Annotated in this window: 24 protein-coding genes; 19 read left to right on the top strand and 5 right to left on the bottom strand. The window is 65.1% G+C overall.

Translation table 11 applies throughout. From position 1 onward, the window contains the following. Positions 1-29: 29 nt before the first annotated feature. The 14 genes from ctaD (at position 30) to AAG612_RS04355 (ending at position 10551) form a co-directional block, all read left to right on the top strand. Positions 30-1757, top strand: coding sequence for a cytochrome c oxidase subunit I (ctaD, locus tag AAG612_RS04420; RefSeq protein ID WP_342507602.1), 1728 nt, complete (start codon positions 30-32; stop codon positions 1755-1757). A gap of 102 nt (positions 1758-1859) precedes the next feature. Further along, positions 1860-2798 (top strand): heme o synthase, encoded by a 939-nt coding sequence (locus tag AAG612_RS04415; protein ID WP_342507600.1) that lies wholly within the window; start codon positions 1860-1862, stop codon positions 2796-2798. Next, entirely contained in the window at positions 2795-2941 is a 147-nt protein-coding gene (locus AAG612_RS04410; RefSeq protein ID WP_342507598.1) for a hypothetical protein, read from the top strand. The genes AAG612_RS04415 and AAG612_RS04410 overlap by 4 nt, the downstream gene beginning before the upstream one ends. Continuing rightward, a complete protein-coding gene (locus AAG612_RS04405; RefSeq protein WP_342507596.1) occupies positions 2941-3519 on the top strand; it encodes a cytochrome c oxidase assembly protein in 579 nt (192 codons plus the stop codon). The genes AAG612_RS04410 and AAG612_RS04405 overlap by 1 nt, the downstream gene beginning before the upstream one ends. Positions 3520-3581: 62 nt before the next feature. After that, positions 3582-4451 (top strand): cytochrome c oxidase subunit 3, encoded by an 870-nt coding sequence (locus AAG612_RS04400; RefSeq protein WP_342507595.1) that lies wholly within the window; start codon positions 3582-3584, stop codon positions 4449-4451. Between the two features lie 79 nt (positions 4452-4530). Continuing rightward, positions 4531-5166: an SURF1 family protein gene (locus tag AAG612_RS04395; protein WP_342508601.1), complete on the top strand. Its 636-nt coding sequence runs from the start codon at positions 4531-4533 to the stop codon at positions 5164-5166. After that, positions 5166-6563, top strand: coding sequence for a threonine synthase (thrC, locus tag AAG612_RS04390; RefSeq protein ID WP_342507594.1), 1398 nt, complete (start codon positions 5166-5168; stop codon positions 6561-6563). The genes AAG612_RS04395 and thrC overlap by 1 nt, the downstream gene beginning before the upstream one ends. Continuing rightward, positions 6563-7447, top strand: coding sequence for a class I SAM-dependent methyltransferase (locus AAG612_RS04385; protein WP_342507592.1), 885 nt, complete (start codon positions 6563-6565; stop codon positions 7445-7447). Before thrC ends, AAG612_RS04385 begins: the two co-directional genes overlap by 1 nt. A 9-nt stretch (positions 7448-7456) precedes the next feature. Then, on the top strand, positions 7457-7828 hold the full coding sequence (locus AAG612_RS04380; RefSeq protein ID WP_342507591.1) for a dihydroneopterin aldolase: 372 nt from the start codon (positions 7457-7459) through the stop codon (positions 7826-7828). Between the two features lies 1 nt (position 7829). After that, on the top strand, positions 7830-8213 hold the full coding sequence (locus AAG612_RS04375) for a Rossmann fold domain-containing protein (protein WP_342507589.1): 384 nt from the start codon (positions 7830-7832) through the stop codon (positions 8211-8213). After that, on the top strand, positions 8197-9234 hold the full coding sequence (gene moaA / locus AAG612_RS04370) for a GTP 3',8-cyclase MoaA (RefSeq protein WP_342507588.1): 1038 nt from the start codon (positions 8197-8199) through the stop codon (positions 9232-9234). The genes AAG612_RS04375 and moaA overlap by 17 nt, the downstream gene beginning before the upstream one ends. Further along, the gene (locus tag AAG612_RS04365; protein ID WP_342507587.1) at positions 9231-9473 is read left to right on the top strand and encodes a MoaD/ThiS family protein; all 243 of its coding nucleotides are present in this window, start codon (positions 9231-9233) and stop codon (positions 9471-9473) included. The genes moaA and AAG612_RS04365 overlap by 4 nt, the downstream gene beginning before the upstream one ends. Further along, positions 9473-9940 carry a molybdenum cofactor biosynthesis protein MoaE gene (locus tag AAG612_RS04360; protein WP_342507585.1) on the top strand — a complete coding sequence of 156 codons (468 nt, stop codon included), beginning with the start codon at positions 9473-9475 and terminating at the stop codon, positions 9938-9940. Before AAG612_RS04365 ends, AAG612_RS04360 begins: the two co-directional genes overlap by 1 nt. A gap of 86 nt (positions 9941-10026) precedes the next feature. Beyond that, positions 10027-10551, top strand: coding sequence for a hypothetical protein (locus AAG612_RS04355; protein ID WP_342507583.1), 525 nt, complete (start codon positions 10027-10029; stop codon positions 10549-10551). Positions 10552-10620: 69 nt separating this feature from the next. Here AAG612_RS04355 and AAG612_RS04350 read toward each other — a convergent pair whose 3' ends face one another. Continuing rightward, a complete protein-coding gene (locus AAG612_RS04350) occupies positions 10621-11169 on the bottom strand; it encodes a hypothetical protein (RefSeq protein WP_342507581.1) in 549 nt (182 codons plus the stop codon). A gap of 220 nt (positions 11170-11389) precedes the next feature. On the opposite strand from AAG612_RS04350, the gene rplU reads away from it, so the two are divergent. The 3 genes from rplU (at position 11390) to AAG612_RS04335 (ending at position 12922) form a co-directional block, all read left to right on the top strand. Next, the gene (rplU, locus tag AAG612_RS04345; protein ID WP_342508599.1) at positions 11390-11911 is read left to right on the top strand and encodes a 50S ribosomal protein L21; all 522 of its coding nucleotides are present in this window, start codon (positions 11390-11392) and stop codon (positions 11909-11911) included. Between the two features lie 34 nt (positions 11912-11945). After that, positions 11946-12215 (top strand): 50S ribosomal protein L27, encoded by a 270-nt coding sequence (gene rpmA / locus AAG612_RS04340; protein ID WP_010414272.1) that lies wholly within the window; start codon positions 11946-11948, stop codon positions 12213-12215. A 155-nt stretch (positions 12216-12370) separates the two neighbouring features. Beyond that, positions 12371-12922 (top strand): GNAT family N-acetyltransferase, encoded by a 552-nt coding sequence (locus tag AAG612_RS04335; RefSeq protein ID WP_342507575.1) that lies wholly within the window; start codon positions 12371-12373, stop codon positions 12920-12922. Between the two features lie 37 nt (positions 12923-12959). Here the strand turns inward: AAG612_RS04335 and AAG612_RS04330 are convergent, their stop codons facing one another. Next, positions 12960-13808, bottom strand: a complete 849-nt coding sequence (locus AAG612_RS04330; protein WP_342507573.1) for a metal-dependent hydrolase — start codon at positions 13806-13808, stop codon at positions 12960-12962. A gap of 133 nt (positions 13809-13941) precedes the next feature. Here AAG612_RS04330 and AAG612_RS04325 point away from each other — a divergent pair, with 133 nt between their 5' ends. Further along, entirely contained in the window at positions 13942-14547 is a 606-nt protein-coding gene (locus tag AAG612_RS04325; protein ID WP_342507571.1) for a TetR/AcrR family transcriptional regulator, read from the top strand. Between the two features lie 183 nt (positions 14548-14730). Here AAG612_RS04325 and ygfZ read toward each other — a convergent pair whose 3' ends face one another. Next, a complete protein-coding gene (gene ygfZ / locus AAG612_RS04320) occupies positions 14731-15477 on the bottom strand; it encodes a CAF17-like 4Fe-4S cluster assembly/insertion protein YgfZ (RefSeq protein ID WP_342507569.1) in 747 nt (248 codons plus the stop codon). 207 nt (positions 15478-15684) lie between these two features. Between ygfZ and pyrC the strand changes: the two genes are divergently transcribed. After that, positions 15685-16722, top strand: a complete 1038-nt coding sequence (gene pyrC / locus AAG612_RS04315) for a dihydroorotase (protein ID WP_342507567.1) — start codon at positions 15685-15687, stop codon at positions 16720-16722. A gap of 9 nt (positions 16723-16731) precedes the next feature. Here pyrC and rarD read toward each other — a convergent pair whose 3' ends face one another. Together rarD and astD are read right to left on the bottom strand one after the other, a co-directional pair. Next, on the bottom strand, positions 16732-17649 hold the full coding sequence (gene rarD / locus AAG612_RS04310; RefSeq protein ID WP_342507565.1) for an EamA family transporter RarD: 918 nt from the start codon (positions 17647-17649) through the stop codon (positions 16732-16734). A 234-nt stretch (positions 17650-17883) separates the two neighbouring features. After that, positions 17884-19323 (bottom strand): succinylglutamate-semialdehyde dehydrogenase, encoded by a 1440-nt coding sequence (gene astD / locus AAG612_RS04305; RefSeq protein ID WP_342507563.1) that lies wholly within the window; start codon positions 19321-19323, stop codon positions 17884-17886. Between the last annotated feature and the right edge of the window lie 18 nt (positions 19324-19341).

Genomic DNA, 19341 nt, shown 5'->3' with positions numbered 1-19341 from the left:
TTAGCAGAACCGAAGAGATCAAGAGCGACATGGCAACCACCGCTGACACCTTCCAGGCCCACACGGACGAGCATCATCACGATGCCGATCACAAGCCGAGCTTTTTTGCTCGCTGGTTCATGTCGACGAACCACAAGGATATCGGCACGCTCTACCTGATCTTCGCGATCATCGCGGGTCTGATCGGTGGCGCGATCTCGGGCGTCATGCGCGCCGAGCTGGCCGAGCCGGGTATCCAGATCCTGAAGGTGGTGGCGCCGTGGCTCGGCGCCGATCCCACGCAGATCGACCAGACCCTGCACCTGTGGAACGTGTTCATCACCGCGCACGGCCTGATCATGGTGTTCTTCATGGTCATGCCCGCAATGATCGGCGGGTTCGGCAACTGGTTCGTCCCGCTGATGATCGGCGCGCCGGACATGGCCTTCCCGCGCATGAACAACGTTTCTTTCTGGCTGACCGTGGCGGGCTTCTTCTCGCTGCTGTTCTCGATGTTCGTCCCCGGCGGCATCGGGCCGGGTGCGGGTACGGGCTGGACGGTCTATGCGCCGCTTTCGACCAGCGGTTCGGTCGGCCCGGCGGTCGACTTCGCGATCTTCTCGCTCCACCTTGCGGGCGCAGGCTCGATCCTGGGTGCGACCAACTTCATCACCACCATCTTCAACATGCGTGCGCCGGGCATGACCCTGCACAAGATGCCGCTGTTCGTGTGGTCGGTGCTGGTCACCGCCTTCCTCCTGCTGCTCGCGCTGCCGGTGCTGGCGGCCGCGATCACCATGCTGATCACCGATCGTAACTTCGGTACGACCTTCTTCGATCCGGCCGGTGGTGGCGACCCCGTGCTTTACCAGCACCTGTTTTGGTTCTTCGGTCACCCGGAAGTCTACATCATGATCCTGCCGGGCTTCGGCATGATCTCGCAGATCGTCGCGACCTTCAGCCGCAAGCCGGTGTTCGGCTATCTCGGCATGGCCTACGCCATGGTCGCGATCGGCGTCGTCGGCTTCATCGTCTGGGCACACCACATGTATACCGTGGGTCTCGACGTGAACACGAAGATGTACTTCACCGCAGCGACCATGGTCATCGCGGTGCCGACCGGCGTGAAGATCTTCAGCTGGATCGCCACGATGTGGGGCGGCAGCCTGGAGTTCAAATCGCCGATGGTATGGGCGATGGGCTTCATCTTCCTGTTCACCGTGGGCGGCGTGACCGGTGTCGTGCTCGCCAATGGCGGCATCGACGACAACCTGCACGACACGTATTACGTGGTCGCGCACTTCCACTACGTGCTGTCGATGGGTGCGGTGTTCTCGATCTTCGCGGGCTTCTACTACTGGTTCCCGAAGATGAGCGGCCGCTGGCACTCCGAACTGCTCGCCCATATTCACTTCTGGGTGTTCTTCATCGGCGTGAACATCGTGTTCTTCCCGATGCACTTCCTCGGCGTGAACGGCATGCCGCGACGGATCCCGGACTATGCGCAGGCCTACAGCTTCTGGAACGAGGTCTCGACCATCGGATACTACATCGTGTTCGTGTCGGTCCTGATCTTCTTCGTGAACCTGATCTACGCCTTCACGGCAGGCCGCCGCGCCGAAGGGAACTACTGGGGACCGGGCGCAACTACGCTTGAGTGGACGCTGTCCAGCCCGCCGCCGTTCCACCAGTTCGAAACGCTGCCGGTGATCGAGGACCACCACGATTACCACAACCACCTGCCGGGCGAGGGCGAGAGCAAGCCCGCGACGGCGTGATCGAAAAGGCGCCGCTCGCGCTGAGTGTGCGGGCGGGAACCATCACCGGGGATTCGGCGTGGCGTCATGCTGCTCCGGATCGCCCGCTATAACGACCGAGCAATGACCAGTACGACGACCCTTCTCACGCCGACCGCAGCGACGCCGATGTCGAGCCATTGGCGCGACTTCTATGCGCTGACCAAGCCGGGCGTGGTGCGACTGGTCGTCTTTACCGGCCTGTGTGGCCTGCTCGCCGCGCCGGGGACCATCAATCCCGTGCTGGGTTTCACCGCGATCCTGTGCATCGCGCTCGCCGCCGGGGGCGCTGCGGCGTTCAACCAGTGGTACGAGGCAGAGCTCGACGCGCTCATGAAGCGCACCGCTAAGCGCCCGATCCCTGCCGGTCGGGTCAGCAAGAACGACGCGCGCGATTTCGCCAGCGTGTTGTGCGGAGCATCGATCCTCACCATGGGCCTTGCGATCGGGTGGCTGGCTGCCGCGATTCTGGCCGTGTCGATCTTCTACTACGTCGTCGTCTACACGATGTGGCTCAAGCCGCGCACGCCGCAGAACATTGTGATCGGGGGCGGGGCAGGTGCCTTTCCGCCGCTGATCGGCTGGGTCGCGGTGTCGGGTGACATCACGCTCACCCCGATTCTGCTGTTCGCGATCATCTTCTTCTGGACGCCGCCGCATTTCTGGGCGCTCGCGATGTTCGTGAAGGGCGACTATGCCAATGCGGGCGTGCCGATGATGCCGGTCATCCATGGCGAGCGCGCGACGCGCCACCAGATTCTCGCCTATTCGCTGTTCATGGTCCCGCTGGCCGCTTCGCCCTGGTATCTCGGCGCGGCAGGCGCGGTCTATGGCGTCGCTTCGCTGGCGCTGACCGGATTCTTCGCCGCGCTGGCCGTGCCCGTGGGGCTGCGCAGTTCGAGCGAAGGCGACACCATGAAGCCCGAAAAGCGGCTCTTCGCTTATTCGATCGTCTACCTCTTCGCGCTGTTCGGCGCGCTGGTCGTCGACCGTGTCCTGCAGGATTTCGGAGTGCTGGTATGAGCGATGGTCCGCCCCGCATGACCCCGGAAGAGGAAGCGCGCTTCAAGCAGGCGCGTAAGGGCCGCAATCTGGGGATCGGCGGCGCTCTGCTGTTCTTTGCGGTGCTGTTCTATGTGATTACGATCGTACGGATGGGCGACTGATGGCGAGCGCGGTCGCATCCCTCGAACAGAAGAACCTGCGCGTCGGGCTTATCGCGCTGGCGGTCGCAGCGGCGATGGTTGCGCTCGGCTTCGCGGCGGTGCCGCTCTATCGCATGTTTTGCCAGGTCACCGGTTTTGCAGGCACCGCGCAGGTCGCGAGCGAGAGCGACGCGAGCATTGCCGAACGTCTTGCCGCCAGCGGCGCGACCAAGCCCATTTCGATTCGCTTCGATGCCAGCACCGCGAGCAACATGCCGTGGACCTTCGAGCCTGAGCGGACGACCGAGACGGTGCAGGTCGGCACCCGCGACCTCGCCTTCTACATCGCGCGCAACAATTCCAGCGTGCCGATCACCGGCGCTGCGACCTTCAATGTCGAGCCCGAGCAGGCGGCGCCTTATTTCAACAAGATCCAGTGTTTCTGCTTTTCCGAGCAGACGTTGCAGCCGGGCGAGGAAATGCGCATGCCCGTATTGTTCTACGTCGACCCGGCGGCGCTGGACGATCCCAACATGGATGGGGTGGAGCAGATTACCCTTAGCTACACCTTCCACCGCAAACCGCCCGAAGACGGCTGACCCTCTGGACCGCGACACTTCGCCTCGGTAAGGGCGATGCCGCTGAATAGGAAAGACGAAAAATGGCCGGCGCCAAGAACCACGACTACCACATTCTCGCCCCCGACATCTGGCCGTTCATCGGCGCAGCATCGGCGCTTACGTTCACCACCGGTATGGTGTTCCTGATGCACAGCGACACGATGACCGGCTGGCAGGTGATCCTCGGGCTGGGCATTGCAGGCCTGATCGCGACCTTCTGGGGCTGGTTCTCAAAGATCGTCAACGAAGCGCAGTCGGGCGATCACACGCCGGTGGTGCAGTTGCACATGCGCTACGGCATGATCCTGTTCATCCTTTCCGAAGTGATGTTCTTTGTCGGCTGGTTCTGGGCTTTCTTCGATTTCGCGCTGTTCCCCGCGCCGCTGCAGATGATCGACGAGGGGATGTGGCAGAACATGCTGGGGCAGGACGGAGCGGCCATGCTCGCCGTGTTCCCGCATGAGGGCCTGCACGTGATCGACCCGTTCGATCTGCCGCTGATCAACACGCTGATCCTGCTGTGTTCGGGCACCACGGTGACATGGGCGCACCATTCGCTGATCAATGGCGACCGTGAGGGGCTGAAGCTGGGCCTGTGGGCGACCATCGCGCTGGGCGTGCTCTTCACCGCCATTCAGGCTTACGAATATCTGCACGCGCCCTTCGGTTTCGGTGGCAGCACCTACACCAGCGCATTCTACATGGCGACCGGCTTCCACGGCTTCCACGTTCTGGTCGGTACGATCTTCCTGATCGTCTGCCTGCGCCGCGCGTATCTGGGCCACTTCACCCCGCGCCAGCACTTCGGCTTCGAAGCGGCAGCGTGGTACTGGCACTTCGTCGATGTGGTTTGGCTGTTCCTGTTCCTCAGCGTCTATGTCTGGGGTGGCTGGGGCGCCGAAATCCACTGATGAGCGCCTGATGTCCGACGAACACCGCGAAGCCGGTGCGAAAGGGCAGTCCGCATCTCGCGAGACTGCCCTTTTTCGCATGCGGGATGCCGCCATCGACCTGCTGCGTCGTCTGCCGGTGATCCCGACGATCATCGTCGTTGCGGCAGTGGCGATCATGATCTGGCTCGGCTTCTGGCAACTGGGCCGGGCGGACGAGAAGGAAGCCCTGCTGGCGCGCTATGCCGCCGCAGGGTCGAGCGAGGAACTGGTCGCGTGGCCGGGCGACAGCGAGGCCGCGCTGGAACGCCGCCTCTATCGGCGCAGCTCGGTCGAATGCGCGCGGGTCACCGAACTGACTGCCGTGGCCGGGACCAATGCGCGCGGCTCCAAGGGCTGGGCGCAGATCGCCGAATGCGAGCTTTCGAACGAAAACGGCAAGCGCGGCGGGCAAGCGCGCATCGCGCTGGGCTGGACCCGCGTACCCGAGGGCCCGATCTGGAACGGCGGCGAAGTGACGGGCATCATCGCCCCGGGCCCGCGCCTGGTGGCCGATCCGCCGCGTGCGGGGCTGTTGCCGCTGGAGCGGCCCGACCCGTCGGACCTGCCCAATAATCACATGGCCTATGCTTGGCAGTGGTTCCTGTTCGCGCTGACCGCGCTGGTAATCTACGTGCTGGCGGTGAGGAAGCGCGTGCTGGGTCAGCGCGACGAAAGCACACCGGAGACAGAGTGATGCGCTACGTTTCGACCCGTGGTCAGGCGCCCGTGCTCGATTTCGAAGGCGTGACGCTGACGGGGCTCGCCAATGATGGCGGGCTCTATCTGCCCGAGGAATGGCCGCAATTTTCGCATGACCAAATCGCCGCGCTGCGCGGGGTGCCCTATCCGGAACTGGCGGCCCGGGTCATGGCTCCGTTTACGGCGGGCTCGCTCTCGCAGGACGATCTGTTGGCGCTGTGCCAGCAGGCATATGGCGGGTTCTCGCATGCAGCGGTCACGCCGCTTGTCCAGCTGGACGAGCAGCACTGGCTGCTCGAATTGTTCTACGGGCCGACGTTGGCGTTCAAGGATGTGGCGCTGCAACTGCTCGGTCTGCTGTTCGAGCGGTTTCTGGAAAAGCGGGAGCGACCGCTCACGATCATCGGCGCGACCAGTGGCGATACCGGCTCTGCCGCGATCGACGCCGTGGCGGGGCGCAAGAATGTCGAGATCTTCATGCTCCACCCCGAAGGCCGGGTGAGCGATATCCAGCGCCGCCAGATGACCACGGTGAGCGCGGCCAATGTCCACAATATCGCGATTGCCGGCAGTTTCGACGACGCGCAGGCGATGGTGAAGCGGATGTTCGCGGACCGCGCGCTGACCGACACGTTGGACATTGGCGCGGTCAATTCGATCAACTGGGCGCGGCTGATGGCGCAGGTGGTCTATTATTTCGCCGCCGCGCTCCAGTTGGGCGCGCCCGACCGCAAGGCTGCTTTCAGTGTGCCGACCGGAAATTTCGGCGATGTCTTTGCGGGCTATGTCGCGCAGAAGATGGGCCTGCCGGTGGAGCGGCTGATCGTCGCGACCAACAAGAACGACATCCTCGCGCGCGCGATCCGCGATGGCGACTATTCGGTGGGAGAGAGCCACGCGACGATCACGCCCTCGATGGATATCCAGGTCAGCTCCAATTTCGAGCGGCTGCTGTTCGAGGCGAACGGGCGCGATGCGGCCTCGCTAGCGGCGCAGATGGATGGGTTCGGCAGCAGCAAGACGTTGCCGCTCGACCCCGCGCAGCGCGAGCGGATTGCGGCGATGTTCTCGGCAGAGCGTGCCACGCCCGAGCAAACGCTGGAGGCCATGCGCTGGGCGCACCAGGCATGCGGCGAGGTGATCGATCCGCATACTGCCGTTGGATTGCACGCTGCGCGAGAGCAGAACGCGCTCGACCCGGCGGTGCCGGTCGTCACACTCGCTACGGCGCATCCGGCAAAATTCCCCGATGCGGTCGAGCAGGCGATCGACCTGCGCGCCGATCTTCCCAAGCGGGTCGAGCGAATCATGGAGCGTGAGGAGCGCTGCGAGACACTGCCCGCCGATTACGATGCGGTGCGCGACTATATCTCGGCCAAGGCCACCCACTGATGGCCACGCTGCGCCTCGAACCGCAGCTGATGATCGGCGATGCGTGGGATGACTACGCGCTGGTCGACAGCGGTCATGGCCGTAAACTCGAACGCTTTGGCCGCTACCGCTTCATCCGCCCCGAGCCGCAGGCGATGTGGTCGCCGCGCGAGTCGGACTGGGAGGCCGACGGCGAATTCGTCCCCGGCGCGGACGAGGATGGCGGCGGACGCTGGGATCTCTCGCCCGAGGTCGCCGATTCATGGGAACTGGCGTGGGACGACGTCCGCTTCCGCGCGCAATGCACGCCCTTCCGCCACCTCGGCTTCTTCCCCGACATGGCCCCGGTGTGGGAATGGATGCGTGGCCAACTGGCGGGCAGGCCGGACGCGCAGACGCTCAACATGTTCGGCTATACCGGCGTCGGCACGCTTGCGCTCAGCCAGTGCGGCCCGGTCACCCATGTCGATGCGAGCAAGAAGTCGGTCGCGCAGGCGCGCGACAACGCTGCGCTGGCCGGGATGGAGGACAAGCCGATCCGCTGGCTGGTCGACGATGCGGCCAAGTTCGCTGCGCGCGAGGTCCGGCGGGAGAATCGCTACGACGGGATAATCCTCGATCCCCCGAAGTTCGGGCGCGGCCCCAAGAACGAAACCTGGCGGATCGAGGAGGGCCTCGCGCCGCTGATCGCCGATTGCCGCCGCCTGCTGGATGACAACAGCCGCTTCCTGTTCCTCACCGTCTATGCCGTGCGCATGAGCAGCCTGTCGCTCGCCGCGCTGCTCGACGAAGCCTTTGCCGATGCGCCGGGCGTGGTCGAGCATGGCGATCTGGGCGTGCGGGAAGAGGGGGATGGGCGCGTCCTGCCGACCGCGATCTTCGCACGCTGGCGCAATCCCGCTTGAAGGATGGAAATGACCGACACACTCACCCTGACCGTGGCCGACCTCGAAACCGATGTCCTGACCGGTATCTATTCGGAGGAAACGGGCAAACCGCAGCCGCTGCGGATCACGATCGACGTGCACATGCGCCCGCAGGATCGCTACGATCCCGAAACCTCGCTCGACGCGAGCAAGAACTACATGGATCTGAAGCACGCGGCGACCGAGGGGCTGCCCCCGGGCGTCCATTTCAAGCTGATCGAGGCGGTGGCGGACCATATCTGCGAAACGCTGTTCCTGCAGGATGCCCGCATCGACGCGGTGACGGTGAAGATCGTCAAGCTCGCGATCGGTATCGGCGGCGAGAAGATCGGCATCACGCTCCATCGCGATCGGCCCTGACATGAGCGCAGGCGCACCAGCGATCATCCGGGTCGGCGATCTGCCCGAACCCGCGCTGGAGGCTGTCGCCGCCTTCCATGCGCGCTGGGCGGAGGATGTGCGCAATGCTGCCGTGCAGGGGAGCGAATGCATCGTCGTGACGATGCGTCCGGCGCCCTTCGACCATGCCGACTGGCGCCGTGCCGCCGCCCGCGATCTCGCCCGCGCGCACCCGGATCACTGCATCAACATCGTGGCCGGTTCGGACGCCGGGGCGGTCGCGCGGATGGTCGAATTCCTCGGTCGCGCGCCCGCGATTACCGGGCAATATCTGCCGCTGGCCGAAACCGGCCCTTGCGAGAGCGGGGCCGACGACCGACATGCGGACGATGACACGGAAGGCTGATCGTCTCGACCTGCTGGAGCGATCCGCTCCGAAGCCGCTGATCGACCGGCACATGCGTCGCATCACCTATCTTCGTCTGTCGGTCACCGATCGCTGCGATCTGCGCTGCACCTATTGCATGCCCGAGCGGATGCAGTTTCTGCCCAAGGCCGAAATCCTGTCACTGGAAGAGCTCTATCTGCTGGCGCGCAGTTTCATGGCGCGCGGCGTGCGCACGATCCGCCTGACCGGTGGCGAGCCGCTGGTCAGGCGCGATGTCGTCGATCTGGTGCGCGCGATCGGTCGCCACGTCGGATCGGAGCTGGACGAGGTCACACTGACCACCAACGGCACGCAGCTTGCGGGCCATGCCGATGACCTGGCACGCGCCGGGGTCCGGCGAATCAACGTCTCGCTCGACACGCGCGACCCGCAGACCTTTGCCCGCCTGTCCCGCCGCGAGGCTCTGCCGCAGGTGCTGGAGGGAATCGCGGCGGCACGCGAAGCGGGTTTGCAGGTCAAGCTCAACACGGTCGCCATGCGCGGCGTGAACGCGGGCGAACTGCCCGATCTGATCGCCTGGGCACACAGCGAAGGCCACGCCATCAGCCTGATCGAGACCATGCCGCTGGGCGATGTGGACGAGGCCCGCGAGGATCGCTTCCTGCCCCTTTCGCAGGTGCGCGAGACACTGGATGCGCGCTGGTCTCTCACCTCCAGCGATGCGACCACGCCCGGCCCGTCGCGCTATTTCGACATTGCCGAGACCGGCGGGCGAATCGGTTTCATCACCCCGATGAGCGAGAATTTCTGCGAGGGCTGCAATCGCCTGCGCGTCACCGCTACGGGCCAGCTCTACCCCTGCCTTGGCGGGGGCGAGCGGGTCGATCTGCGCGCAGCCTTGCGCTCCGACGCGTCCGAGCGCGCGGTGGCCGAATCGCTCGACCAGGCGATGGCAATCAAGCCTTTCGCGCATGATTTCCGAATCGGGGAGGGCGAGGCGCCTGCGCAGCCCCGGCACATGTCGGTGACCGGCGGATGAGCGTAACCGTCCTCTTCCTCGGCCCCTTGCGCGATATGGCCGGCGCTCCCGACGCGCAGTATCCTGCGCCGCTCGATTGGGAGGGGTTGCTCGCGTCCGTCCCGCCCGCCGTTGCCGAGCAATTGCACGAGCCGCGTGTGCATGTCGCCTGTGCGGGCAAGGTGCTGGGCGACAAGGCCGCGCTCATCGCGCAGGATGGCGACGAGGTGGCCTTGCTGCCCCCCGTGAGCGGCGGCTGATGGCGCGTCTCTCGCTCGAAACGCCCGCCGATGTGCGCCTGATCGATCGTGGCATGTCCGTCGGCGAAGCGCTCGCCGCATTCAACGCCGCGCACCCGGCTGCGGGCGGCATCGCGACCTTTCTCGGCAAGGTGCGGCCCGACGACGATGTGCAGGTGCTGGAACTCAGCCACTACGAACCGCTGACCCTTCCGGGCATGCGCGATCTTGCCGATAGCGCGCTCTCGCGCTGGCCGCTCGACGGGGTGCTGGTGTGGCATCGCATCGGGGTGATGCATCCGGGCGAAGGGATCGTGCTGGTTGCCGCCGCTGCCCGCCATCGCCGCGATGCCTTCCACGCGGTCGATTTCCTGATGGACTATCTCAAGAGCGCGGCGTGGCTGTGGAAACGCGAGAAACGCGCAGACGGCTGGCACTGGATCGAACCGCGCGCGCAGGATTTTGCCGACCGAAATAGCTGGGAGTGATTTTTCCGCGCGCGATTTGATCGAGATCAAGGCGCGCTGCGGCGGATCGGCGCACATCGTTCCTCAAGACAACGAGGAGTGATGAAATGTCCGAACGTCTCAACAGCGCCACCGTCGCCGACAAGGCGATTGTCCATGCAGAACTGCCGAAGCGGCGGGTCGCTGCGCACGACCTGTTCGAGAAGCCGGGCATTACGCTGGGTCAAGCGCTCGCAACGCCCGCCGCCGAAGCGCAGCCGAATATCCGGCAGGATGTCGACCGCAGCTTCGAAATGCCGACCGCGCTCTACGGGGCCACCGTCGCGCTCTATCTCGGCTTCATCGCGATCCTGGGCCTTGGACTGTCGACGCCCGAGCTTGCGCTCCCGATGGCGATCTTCGCGATCTTCATCGTCGGCCTGTTCGGCGCACCGGCCCTGTGGCTGCGCTCCGGGGCGAATGCGCCCGAGGCGAAGGCGAAGAGCGTCGGCGCGCTGATGCGGCAGGGCATCATGACCAACACGGGCCTGCTCAAGGGCCGCGACGCGGCAGTGCAGATGATGATCCTGCCGGTGCTGATCGTGGTTTGGGCGATGACCGTGCTGGTCATCGCGGGGGTGGTCGCCGCCTGACAAGCTTTCCGTAGGGGGAAAGAAGCGCGCGGGGTCGATTCGATCGGTCCCGCGCCTTTTCGTGTGCAGCTAGCGCGGTGCCAGTTCGCTCAGTACGGCGTCTTCCCGCTCGATCATCTCGGCGACTGCATTGCGTGCGCTGACGATCTGATCGACCGGCTCTCCCGCAACTGCACGCGTGGCGGCCAGCGTATCGAGATCGGCGAGCGCGATCGCGGTGCGCGCCCGCAGCGAGCGCAGGTTGGCGTAGGCGACCTGGGCACGGCCCCAGCTTTTCGAACCTACCGCACCGGCTCCGCGCAAAGCTGGCCGTGCGTCCGGCACGGTGCGTTCGAAATCGGCATGGTCCTCGCGGGCCTGCATCAGCAGCTGGTCGACCCGTTCGACGACATCGTTCGAAAGCGATGGCGGTGGGGCAGGCGGGCCCGGCTGGAATGTGCCCTCGACTGGCGAGGCTCCATCCGCACCGACACAAGTGCCCGTGGGTGCGGGATATTGGCCGCTGGCGCGCTCGGCATCGCGGATCGCGAGCGAGGGATAGGCGCGGTCGGGCGCGGCGGCGCAGGCGGCGAGGGGCAGCGCGCTGGCAAGCAGGATCGCAAGGCGGGTGACGTTCATGCCGCGCTTCTTAGCATGGCACGGCGCTGGCGGTAGAGGCGATGGAGGATCGAGCATGGCCATCTGCGTTCAGAGGGGCTATTTCTCGCAGCCTCGGCGTTGACTTTGCGCCATAGCTCGCTTAAGCGCGCCCTTCTTTGGGGGGCGCACTTCGTGTTGCCCGCCGATACGGCGTCTCGTCAGAGGCGGCGTCATAGCAAAACGATTGAAAGTAGAACCGATGTTCGCAGTGGTGCGCACGGGCGGCAAGCAATACCGGGTTGCCGCCGGAGACAAAATCGCGGTCGAGAAGCTCGCAGGCGAAGCCGGCGACACGATCACGCTGGGTGATGTGCTTCTGGCAGGGGAAGGCGACGATCTCGCCGACGCCGCCAAGGTGTCCGTTTCGGCGGAGATCATTGCACAGGCCAAGAGCGAGAAGGTGGTGGTGTTCAAGAAGCGCCGTCGCCACAATTATCGCCGCAAGGCCGGCCATCGCCAGCAGATGACGCTGCTGCGCATCCTCGACGTGGGCGAAGGCAGCAAGAAGGCTGCCGCCAAGCCCGCCGCGAAGAAGGCCGATGCTGCCGACGACAAGGCTGCGGAAAAGGCTCCGGCCAAGAAGCCGGCAGCCAAGAAGGCTGAAGCGGGCGACAAGCCCGCCGCCAAGAAGGCCGCGCCGAAGAAGACCGCCGCCACCAAGGCTCCGGCCAAGAAGCCTGCTGCCAAGAAGGCCGCTGACAAGGATTCGGGCGACGCGTAAGCGCGCTGCCCAGCGAAAGTAAGGACGAAGAGCAATGGCACATAAGAAAGCAGGCGGCTCGTCGCGCAATGGTCGCGATTCGGCAGGCCGCCGTCTTGGCGTGAAGAAGTTCGGCAGCGAAGGCGTCGTCGCGGGCAACATTATCGTGCGCCAGCGCGGGACCAAGTTCTATGCAGGCAGCAATGTCGGCATGGGCAAGGACCACACGCTGTTTGCGCTTACCGACGGTATTGTACGCTTCCACGACGGGAAGCTCGGCCGCAAATACGTATCGGTCGACATGCTGGCGCAAGCGGCAGAATAAGCGGACGGTTCACGAACAGGGCCGTCCAACGAGGCGGCCCCGCCGGAGGTAGCATCCGGCCATCGAGGGAGAGGGGGCCGGCCCCGTCTCCCTTTTTTCGTCTCCCTTGTCGGTGTGGTTCTTACAGGAAGGACCGCGCCCGGGGAGACGTCACGATGTTTCACAGAAGCGAGCGGCTGTTATTGCGGCCACCCTGGCCCGAAGACTGGCGCGCGGTGCGCGGGGCAATCGCGGACGAGGGTATCGTACGCAATCTCGCCAGCGCGCCGTGGCCCTACGCCGATTCCGACGCGCAGGACTGGTGCGCTACCCCCTTCGCACCCCACGCCCCGCGCTTCCTCATCACGCTCGCCGATAGTGGCGAGGTGATCGGCTGCATCGGTATCGGCCCCTTGCCGCTCGAAGACGGTGGCGGGGATGGCACGATGGAGATGGGCTATTGGGTCGCCCGCCCGCACTGGGGCCGCGGCTATGCCAGCGAGGCGGCGCGCGCCATGATCGAGATCGCGCGCGCAACCGGCCACTCCCGGATCGTTGCGAGCCATTTCCTCGACAATCCGGCGTCGGGCCGGGTGCTGCGCAAGGCAGGGTTCTGCCCGACCGGGAAGACCGGGCGGCATTTCAGCCTCGCCCGGGGCTACGAAGCACAGACGGTCGGTTACGCCTTCGATCTCGAAGCGGACCAATCCCTGCCGGCGGCCGCGTAAAGCCGACCGCCGGCGCCCCTGACGGGCTTGTGCCGCTTCAGGCGGGGAGCAGCGCGGCTTCGTAATCGCCTTCGTACTTGCCGATCAGCGCGCGGTCGTCGTGGTCCCACGGGTGGAAGCCGGGCTTGAAATAGCTCAGCCACGCCGGGAAGCAGCGGCGCAACACGCCCGGCGTCCCGAACAGGTACTTGGCGAGGCCCCAGTGCGCTCGCAGACCCGTGATCCCGTCCTGCGCGAGCAGCTCGATCGCGTCCTTCCAGCGGTTGTTAAGGAAGCGACGGGTCACTTCCAGCATGATGATGCTGCGACGCAGCCAGCGCTGGAAGTCGCTCCATTCGCGCGTGGCGTGGTTCCATACGTCGTAGGCGACGCCCTTGTGCTCGATCTCTTCGACCGCGTGCCATTCCCACATCTTGCGGACCTCGGGGTTAGAATCCGCGAAATGTTGCGGATTGGCGAGGAATTCGTGCGCCATCATCGCGGTGTAGTGCTCCAGCGCCATGGTCACGCCCAGCTTGGCGATCGCGGGGCGCCCCTTCGCCAGCTCGAGCAGTTCGGCGGTGCGCCGGTCGATCATGTCCATGTCGTAGCCTGCATCGGCGGCGAGTCGGTTGAAGGCGACATGTTCGCGCGTGTGGTTGATTTCCTGTTTCACGAAGGCGCGAATCTCGCTCGCCAGCTTTGCGTCGGTGCCTTCGCGGAAGGCTTTTACCGATTCGATGAAGAAGGCTTCGCCGCGCGGGAACGTGCCCGACAGCGCGTTGTGCCAGGCGGTGCCGAAGGGCTCGCCCGCCCACCAGCGCGAGGGCGTGCTCTCGCGGTTGAAGCGTTCGTCGCGAACCGTGATCGCGTGGTTGGCGGCAAGGGTCTGGTCGTGAGCGGTCATGATCTGTGATCCGTGTTTCCGTAACGTCTAGGGTTTCGGCTGCATAATAACTTACACCAATGTCAGTAGCATGAACAGTCGTGTCAATAGGAGGTTCCTTGCTGCGCAGGCTCGGTCGGACTACCAAGCCGCGATGGCCACCCGTAAACGTTTGAGTCCCGAGGAATCGCGCGCCGGAGCGCTGGAAGCTGCGCGCACTCTATTGATCGAGGCAGGCCCGCAGGCGGTCACGCTGAAGGCGGTGGGTGCACGCGTGGGCCGCACCCACGCCAACCTGTTGCACCATTTCGGCTCGGCGGCGGGGCTGCAGCACGCATTGGGCGCTTTTCTGGCGCAGGACGTGTGCGACAGGATCGCGGCGACGATCCGCGCGGGCCGGGTTGGCGCTGCATCCCCGAGGATGATCGTCGACCAGGCTTTCGATGCCTTCGATGGCGAGGGCGGCGGCGCGCTGGTCAGCTGGCTGCTCGCCACGGGTCAGGAGGATGCGCTCGAACCCTTTGCGAAGGCGATCCACGAGATGATCGAGGACGTGCATCGCGAAGGCGAGGTTGCGGGGCACTCGGCGGATGTCCCCGCGCTGCAGACGACGCTTACCGTGGTGCTGCTGGCGCTCGGCCAGTCGCTGATCGGCTCTCCCTTGGCATCGGCGCTGAAACTGCCGGAAAAGACCGCACGCGACATTGCCGAGCAGTTCGTGGTCGATTCGCTGGAGAAGATGGGCCGGCAGGCAGTTTAGGCTTTTCGCCTCCTCCCAAAGGCAGGGAGGTTGGGTGGGGCGACCAAAATCTCGCTGTGCCCCGGGCCGCATTCATTCGTCATTCGTCACCCTGAACTTGCTTCGGGGCCCCGTCCGCCCGCTGCCCAGGAAGACAGGATGATCCACTGGATGCTGAAACATGTTCAGCATGACGGCTTCTAGCTAGTCGGCGGCCGCTTCCAGCCGCATCCATTCGGGCACCAGATCGGCGGGAATATCGGCGACCCGCAGATGGTCCACCGCAAAGCCAAGCTCGGGATATGCCGCCTTGCGGCGCTTCTCCTCCGACCGATCGAGCGGCACGACGACCAGACGCCGGTTGACCTTCTGTCGCCAGTTCATCCGCGCGGTATTCTCTTGCCCGATATAGCAGCCTTTCGAGAAGCTTACGCCGTTAAGCTCGACAGCGTTGGTCTCCAGCCACAGGATATCGGCCAATTCGGCCTGACCCTCGGGCACGCCGTGCGAGAGGCGGTGGGCGAGCCATGCGTCGTCCGCCGCTTCGCCATCGCCCGCGGGCGCGAGCCAGCGCGAACCCAGTGCCGCGAGGCGCGGGTCGAGAGGATGCGCATCGCTGCCATCGGCACTCCAGTGGGTCGACAGGCTTTCGTCGCGCTCGATCGCGATCTTGCGGCGGAGGCGGTAGAGCGACAGGCGCTTGGCCAGATCGTCTGCCACAGCCGCTTCGCAATCGAGCAGGATGGTCTCGCCATACTCTCCCGCCGGGCCCGGCCACACGATCATGTCGAACATCGTCTTGCCCTGCGCGCTGAGCAGCGCAGCGTAGGCGGGCAATTCGCCGGTCACATCATTGGTCAGCAGGCCTTGCAGGAACGCGGCGACATTCTCGTCCGGGTCGAGTGGGCTCAGCCGGATCACGGCGCGTTTGGCGAGAAGGGTTGCGGTCATGCAGCGCAGATAGGAGCGGTGCCTGCCCGATTCCAGCCGCTGTCCTACATCTGTGCAAGCACTTAGCGTCGCGGAAATGTCCATTCGTCCGCCTCGCCCCGCAGCTATACGTTACCTGCCGGAAGGGACCGGTTTTTTCGTCCCAGTACACTGTGTCAGGTGTGTCAGGGCTCCCAAGAAGAGGTCTGTTGGGCTAGGGCGCGCCGCATGACCGACACGCTCACGATCCGCCGCCCCGACGACTGGCATGTCCACCTTCGCGATGGCGCGATGCTGCAAAGCGTGGTTGCGGCCACCGCGCGGCAATTCGCCCGCGCGATCGTGATGCCCAATCTCACGCCACCGGTGACGACCGCCGAACTCGCGCGCGCCTATCGCGAGCGGATCATGGCGGCCGCGCCCGAGGGCATGGATTTCACGCCGCTGATGACCGCCTACCTGACCGACGATACCGATCCGGCGGATCTGATCGGCGGTTTTCGCGACGGCGTGTTCACTGCGGCCAAGCTCTACCCCGCGAATGCCACGACCAATTCCGCGCACGGCGTCACCGACATCGCGCGGCTGCACCCGGTGTTCGAGGCGATGGCAGAGGCGGGCATGGTCCTGTGCGTCCATGGCGAGGTGACCGACGCCGAGATCGACATCTTCGATCGCGAGGCGGTGTTCATCGAGCGGATTCTGGCGCCGCTCCATCGCGATCTGCCGCAGTTGAAGATTGCTTTCGAGCATATCACCAGCAGCCATGCGGTGGATTTCGTCGAAGCGAACGGGGAGAATGTCGCTGCGACGATCACGCCGCACCACCTCCATATCAACCGCAATGCGATGCTCGTCGGCGGAATGCGGCCGCATGCCTATTGCCTGCCGGTTGCCAAGCGCGAAGAGCACCGGCTTGCTCTGCGCGCCTTTGCGACCTGCGGCTCGTCCAAGGTCTTCCTCGGCACCGACAGCGCGCCGCACGAACAGCACGCCAAGGAAAGCGCGTGTGGCTGTGCGGGCATCTACAACGCGCCGCACGCGCTGGAGGCCTATGTGCAGGTCTTCGAGGAAGAGGATGCGCTGGAGCATTTCGAGGGCTTTGCCTCGCTCAACGGACCGCGCTTCTACGGGCTGCCGGTGAACGAGGGTACGGTTACGCTGGAGAAGCGCGAGCAGGCCGTGCCGGACAGCATTCCGGCGGCGGGCAGCCAGGTGGTGCCCTTCATGGCGGGGCAGACGATCGGCTGGAGCCTCGCCGATTGAGCGGGCGCTCTAGCTAACCGGCGTGGGTCTGCGCGCCCGTCGCTTGGCGAGCAGGTCCCACACGAAGACCGCCGCTGCCAGCCAGATGCAGCCGAAACAGAAGGCCTGGGCGGGGCGCAGCTCCTCGCCGAACACGGTCAGGCCGAGGATGAAGACGATGCTGGGCGCTAGGAACTGGACGAAGCCGAGCACCGAGTAGTCCATCCGCCGCGCGGCGATCGCGAAGAGCAGCAGCGGGATCGCGGTCAGGAACCCGCCGAGGATGATGGAGAGCGACAGGCCGAGCGAATCGTCGAAGGAAGACCCCTGCGGGCTCGCCCAGTACCAGGCGGAAATGCCGAGCGCGGGCAGCAGCAGGATCGCACTCTCGATGGTCAGTCCCGGCAGCGCGCCGACATCCACCTGTTTGCGCAGCAATCCGTAGGTCGCGAAGCTGAAGGCGAGAGTCAGGCTGATCCAGAGCGATGCCACCGCGCCCGCAGCGAGAGTCACGATGCCCACCGCGGCGAGGGCCACCGCGACCCACTGCGCGCGGCTCAGCTTCTCCTTCAGGACGAAGGTGCCGAGCAGAACGTTGACGAGAGGATTGATGTAATAGCCAAGGCTCGCCGCGAGCACGTAATTGTTCTGGATCGCCCAGACATAGACCAGCCAATTGATCCCGATCAGCGTGGCAGTGGCGCTCAGGATCAGCAGGTTGCGCGGGCGGGAGAGCGCCTCTCGCACCGCCGGGAGCTGGTGGCGAAAGAGCACGATCATGACGCAGATCGGCAAGGTCCACACGATTCGCCAGCCGACGAATTCGAACGCGGGCACCTGGCGCACCAGCAGCAGGTAAAGCGGCAGAAAGCCCCAGATCGTATAGGCCGCAACTGCTTGCGGCAGGCCGGAGGGCTTGGGTGCTTCGGGGATTTGGGGAGCGCTCACCCACGCGCCCTAGTCCTGTACGAAAGGCCGAACAAGCGTTGCATGGCGTTCATGTTAGTGCCTCTATTTATGAACGCAGTCGATTCGGAGGCGGCATCTCGCTGCACTCGGGACACGCGAAATTATCAGACGATCTTTGGCTTTCCTATGGGAGGGTCAGGGCGCAGCGTCCCACCAGCGCTGTGGAAGACGCCTCGGCACCACCAGTGCCGGGGCGTTTTCATCTCCTTCGCCTTAATTCGTCTTGAAGCCGACCCCCAGGGCTGCCCGCGGCTGGCCGATCTCGCTGCTGGCGACAGGGTAGGCACAATAGTCGGCGGCGTAGTAGGCCGCGGGGCGGTGGTTGCCCGACAGGCCGAGCCCGCCGAACGGCGCCTTGGAGGATGCGCCGTTGGTCGGCTGGTTCCAGTTGACGATCCCGGCGCGGATGTTGGCCCAGAAGTGATTATAGTCCTCGGGCGATCCTCCGACCAGCGACGCCGACAGGCCGAATCGCGTGTCGTTCGCTTCGGTGATGGCGGCATCGAGATCGGGCACCTTGATGACCTGCAGCAACGGGCCGAACAGTTCGATATCGGGGCGCTCTTCCATCGTGGTGGTGTCGATCAGCGCCGGCGCGACGAATGGCGCATCCTCGCGGATTCGCTTGAGGTGGCGGATCGCCTTGCCGCCGTTGGAGAGCAGGTAGAGGAAGCTCTCGGTCAACTGGTCCGCCGCCTGATTGTCGATCACGCAGCCCATGAAGGGCTGGGGGTCGGCAAAGGGCTCGTCGACGATCAGCTTGCCCATGACAGATTTTACCGCATCGATCGTCGCATCGTACATCTCTTCGGTCACGATCAGACGCCGCGCGGCGGTGCATCGCTGGCCCGCCGTGGTGAAGGCGGAGCGGATGATGATCAGCGCCGCATCCTCGACCTTCGGCGTTTTGGTGACGACGATCGGGTTGTTGCCGCCCATTTCCAGCGCGAGGATCTTGCCCGGATTGGTGGCGCATTTGCGGTTGATCGCGATGCCTGCTTGCGCGCTACCGGTGAACAGGATGCCATCGACGCCCGGATGCGCAACCAGCGCCTTGCCTTCGTCGGGCCCGCCAATCAGAACCTGTACCGCGTTCTTGTCGATCCCTGCACGGTGGAAGCATTCGACGAGCATTGCGCCGACCGCCGGGGTCTTCTCGCTTGGCTTGAAGACCACCGTATTGCCCGCGATCAGGGCGGGCACGATGTGGCCATTGGGCAGGTGCGCCGGGAAGTTGTAGGGGCCGAGCACCACCATCACGCCATGCGGCTTGTGGCGCAGCGCGGCGGAACCGCCGAGCGCGCTGTCGAGCTTCTTCTGGCCGGTCCGTTCCAGATAGGCGGTGATCGAAATCTCGACCTTGTTGATGACCGCTTCGACCTCGGTCTTCGCTTCCCAGTGCGGCTTGCCGGTCTCGCGGGCGATCAGCTCGGCGAATTCGTCGGCTGCGGCCCGGACTTCGTTGGCGAAGCGGCGGAGCACTTCCATCCGGTTGGCGACGGGGCGCGAGGCCCAGGCGGGAAAGGCTTCGCGCGCGCGCGCCACCGCCTCGTCCACATCGCCGATGGATGCACGGAACAGTTCCCGCCCGGTGGCAGGTTCGTAAGACACGATGTCGGAAAGTGGCACTCCAGGCAGTCCTCGGTTCCTCATGACGGCGGTTTCTACCGC

The organism is Citromicrobium bathyomarinum (assembly GCF_038594605.1).
GTDB classification, from domain to species: domain Bacteria; phylum Pseudomonadota; class Alphaproteobacteria; order Sphingomonadales; family Sphingomonadaceae; genus Alteriqipengyuania; species Alteriqipengyuania bathyomarina_B.
Note: the sequence above shows the minus strand (reverse complement) of the source record. Positions and strands in the feature narration are given on the sequence as shown.